We start from the raw sequence: 3,162 nt of genomic DNA, 5'->3' as shown, positions 1-3,162 counted from the left end.
CGTCGTGGGGTCGCGGGGCACGAGGTCGTCCCGGACCCGGTCCGGGCCCTGCCCGGCGCGCGGACCGACGGTGTCCGCGGGAGCAACCCGGCCGTCGACCTGCGGGGGAAGCGGTGCCAGCGGCACGGAGGGCACCGTCAACAGCGAGAGGAACGACGGGATCGGCTCCGGTACGGGCAGGGCCGACCTGCCGTCGATCACCGTGAGGAACGGCTTGATCCCCTCGATGGCGGTGCCCGCGTACTCCTCGTCGACGGCCGGGGACGAGTCCGTCGACTCGCCGGTGATCCCGGCGGTGGCGGTCGGCCCGGCAGGAACGGACGTCGGGGCGGGGAGCCCGAGGCCGGCCACGGCGGCTGCTGCCACGCCGCTCGCCACGATGGGAAGCGCGATGAGGCCGATCACGCTGGCTCTCATGCCCCTCCTTCCGGGCGGGAACGCTGTTGCCCGCACAGCCAGTAACTGTGACATCAACAAGTGCAGTAGTACAGGGCTTCGCCCAGATTGTAGAGGCGGACGGGCCACACCGGGGAATGGTGTGGCCCGTCCGCGTGGGTCTTACGTGCAGGTGCCGGTGTCAGCCAAGCCGCTCCTTGAGGGCGGCGAACTGCTCGTGGACCTCGGCCGGGACCTTGGGTCCGCAGAACTCGAGCCACTCGGTGATGAGCGGCAGCTCGCGGCGCCACTCCTCGGGGTCGACGGCCAGGGCGGCCTCGACGTCCTCGATCGGGGTGTCCAGGCCGGTCATGTCGATGTCCGCGGCGCGGGCGGTGATGCCGGCGGCGGTCTCGTCACCCTCCACGCGACCCTCGATGCGGTCCACGACCCACTTGAGCACGCGGCTGTTCTCGCCGAAGCCGGGCCACACGAAGCGGCCGTCGGCGCCCTTGCGGAACCAGTTGACGAGGAAGATCTTGGGCATCTTGTCGCCGCCCCGGGCGCCCATGTCGACCCAGTGCTGGAAGTACTCGCCGACGTTGTAGCCCACGAACGGCAGCATGGCCATGGGGTCGCGACGCACCGCGCCGACCTGCCCCTCCGCGGCAGCGGTCTGCCCGGAGGACAGGGTCGCGCCGATGTACACGCCGTGGTTCCACGAGTAGGCCTCGCTGACAAGCGGGACGGTGTCGGCGCGGCCACCGCCGAAGAGGATGGCCGAGATCGGCACGCCCTCGGGCGAGTTGAACTCCGGCGCGGTGACCGGGCACTGGTTGATCGGAACGCAGTAGCGCGAGTTGGGGTGCGCGGCGTTGCCGGCCTTGCCGTCGCCCTCCGGGGTCCAGTCGTTGCCCAGCCAGTCGATGAGGTGGTCCGGGGTGCCCTCGAGGTCCTCCCACCACACGTCACCGTCGTCGGTCAGCGCCACGTTGGTGTAGATGGCGTTGCCCGGCTCCAGCGTCTTCATGGCGTTGGGGTTGGACGAGTAGTTGGTGCCCGGGGCGACGCCGAAGAAGCCGTACTCCGGGTTGACGGCGTAGAGCCGGCCGTCGGCGCCGAAGCGCATCCACGCGATGTCGTCACCCACGACCTCCGCGCGCCAGCCCTCGATGGTGGGCTGCAGCATCGCCAGGTTGGTCTTGCCGCAGGCGGACGGGAAGGCCGCGGCGATGAAGTGCACCTCGTCGGAGGGGGAGATGAGCTTGAGGATGAGCATGTGCTCGGCCATCCAGCCCTCGTCTCGGGCCATGGCGGAGGCGATGCGCAGCGCGAAGCACTTCTTGCCCAGCAGGGCGTTGCCGCCGTAGCCGGACCCGAACGACCAGATCTCTCGGGTCTCGGGGAAGTGGGTGATGTACTTCTCCTCGTTGCACGGCCAGGGCACGTCCTGCTCGCCCTCGGCGAGCGGGGCGCCCACGGAGTGCAGGCCCTTGACGTACTCGCCGTCCGTGCCGATCTTCGCCAGGGCCGCCGAGCCCATGCGGGTCATGATCTTCATCGAGACCACCACGTACGCCGAGTCGGTCAGCTCGATGCCGAGCTTGGGGTCCTCCGCCTCCAGCGGGCCCATGCAGTACGGCACGACGTACATCGTGCGGCCCCGCATGCTGCCGCGGAACAGTCCGGTCATGTGCTCGCGCATCTCGGCCGGGTCGCGCCAGTTGTTGGTGGGGCCGGCGCCCTCTTCAGTCGCGGAGCAGATGAAGGTCCGCGACTCGACGCGGGCGACGTCCTTCGGGTCCGACTGGGCCAGGAAGGAGTTCGGCTTCTTCTCCTCGTTGAGCTTGACGAAGGTCCCGGCCTCCACCATCTCGGTCGTGAGGCGATCCCACTCAGCGTCGGAGCCGTCGGCGAAGACGACCCGGTCCGGCTGGGTGAGCTCGGCGACCTCGGCGATCCACGCGAGCAACTCCGCGTGATCGGTTGGTGCCTTACCCTCGAGGCCGGGAATGGTGGTGGTGGTCATCACAGCTCCTCGCGCGTGGTGCATGGTGTTAGTCACAGAGTATCGTCAAGCGTTGTCGACTGCTCAGTCGCAGCCCCCTTTGCACACCCGGACATGAGGGATTCCTCAGGTCGCCGGTCAGATGTGGCCGTGGTCGATGCGTTCCCACCGGGCGGGCGACGGGAAGTCGCCGGTCGTGTCCCCGCGAGCCTCGTTCGTGAATCCCCCGAAGGGCACGCCCTCCGCGGGGTTCGCCAGCCGCCATGAGTCGTAGCTGCCGTCGAACCGCACGGTCGAGACGTGGTCGACGGTCCCGTCACCGTCGGCGTCGGTGTACACGGTCAGCCCCCGATCGTCGCCGAGGGTGACCGCCTCCATGAAGCCGTCCCCGTCGAGGTCCGCCTCGGGGGAGCCGAGGTCGAGGACGTCCTCGCCCACGGGCACGTGCAGTCCCAGCGACGAGGGTTCGGCCAGCGGGGCGTCCTGGAGGCCGCACACGTCGGGCGCCGGGTGGTGATCGAAGGAGTCCGCACCGAACAGCGGATCGGTCATGAGGGACTCCCTGTCGTGGGGGCCGGCGGGGCGGTCTGTCCCGCGCGGGTGGCTCGGATGCGGCGTTCGAGGTCGGCGACCCGGGGGCCGGGATCGTGGGCGAAGCCGTCGGTGATGGTGGCCTCCGCGGCGAGGATCCTCGAGCCGAGTGACTGCTCGGCATCGGCCCGCAGCGCCGCGAGCCTGTCGGCCACGGCCGCGACGGTGTGGGTGCGCAGCGCCTGCGT

General features: G+C 70.1%; 3 protein-coding genes and 1 pseudogene. All 4 read right to left on the bottom strand.

Going from position 1 to position 3,162, the window contains the following annotated elements:
* Positions 1-417 (bottom strand): hypothetical protein (locus G6024_RS07890; protein ID WP_200841559.1); only part of this gene is annotated, 417 nt, incomplete at its 3' end.
* Positions 418-577: 160 nt separating this feature from the next.
* The gene (locus tag G6024_RS07885; protein ID WP_159148426.1) at positions 578-2,404 is read right to left on the bottom strand and encodes a phosphoenolpyruvate carboxykinase (GTP); all 1,827 of its coding nucleotides are present in this window, start codon (positions 2,402-2,404) and stop codon (positions 578-580) included.
* A gap of 117 nt (positions 2,405-2,521) precedes the next feature.
* The gene (locus G6024_RS07880; RefSeq protein ID WP_069389409.1) at positions 2,522-2,935 is read right to left on the bottom strand and encodes a DUF6802 family protein; all 414 of its coding nucleotides are present in this window, start codon (positions 2,933-2,935) and stop codon (positions 2,522-2,524) included.
* Positions 2,932-3,162: pseudogene (locus G6024_RS07875) on the bottom strand (hypothetical protein); the annotation flags it as partial. The pseudogene G6024_RS07875 and the gene G6024_RS07880, both read right to left, overlap by 4 nt.

Source organism: Dietzia maris (assembly GCF_014144855.1).
GTDB classification, from domain to species: Bacteria; Actinomycetota; Actinomycetes; order Mycobacteriales; family Mycobacteriaceae; genus Dietzia; species Dietzia kunjamensis.
Note: the sequence above shows the minus strand (reverse complement) of the source record. Positions and strands in the feature narration are given on the sequence as shown.